Genomic DNA, 588 nt, shown 5'->3' with positions numbered 1-588 from the left:
TCTGCCACGTCCTGTATAAACGGGTTCACCTACCACTTCGGCATCCAGTTGCAGCAGCATCAAGCTGGCGGTAAAACAGCTCAACTCAGCTTGGGCATCCGCCTCACAAGCAAAGCGTCGGGCACACAATTTGGCGAAGGCTTTGAGCTCGCGGGTACTGTCTTTGAGCAGGTTTTTGGCCAATGTCTGCTGCTCGCGGTGGCTGGCCTGTTCGCTGCGCACCAGCAACCAACGTTGCGCGACCCCGGCATAATTCGCGTGTTGCCAACGGCCATGATAGCCATTGCCCAGAGCGGTCAGCGGTTGTGCACCTATGGTTGCCACGGCCTGCTTTGCCTCATTGAGAGTGACGGGCACCCGGGTCACAAATAGTTGCTGCTGTTGCGCCAGTAATTGCAAGGTATCGGCGCAGTACAGTGCGGCATCGCCGACCAGATAACGGCACTCCTGCGCGGCCTTGAGACTGCTCAAATGGCGACGAACAGTCTGGGCAAAGGCTTTGGTGTCATTACTATTGCCGCTCAGGGCCTGCATATAGACAGGTAGGCCGGCCTGATTTTCACAGATGAGCTCAAGGATCACTTGATT

Annotated in this window: 1 protein-coding gene; it reads right to left on the bottom strand. The window is 56.5% G+C overall.

Going from position 1 to position 588, the window contains the following annotated elements:
• The coding region (locus OKC40_RS22875) for an IS1634 family transposase (protein WP_270797069.1) at positions 1–588 on the bottom strand (588 nt) is incomplete at both ends.

Origin of the sequence: Aeromonas sp. QDB11, assembly GCF_027705265.1 — a bacterium.
Classification (GTDB): Bacteria; Pseudomonadota; Gammaproteobacteria; order Enterobacterales; family Aeromonadaceae; genus Aeromonas; species Aeromonas allosaccharophila.
This window is presented reverse-complemented; position numbering and strand designations above follow the sequence as displayed.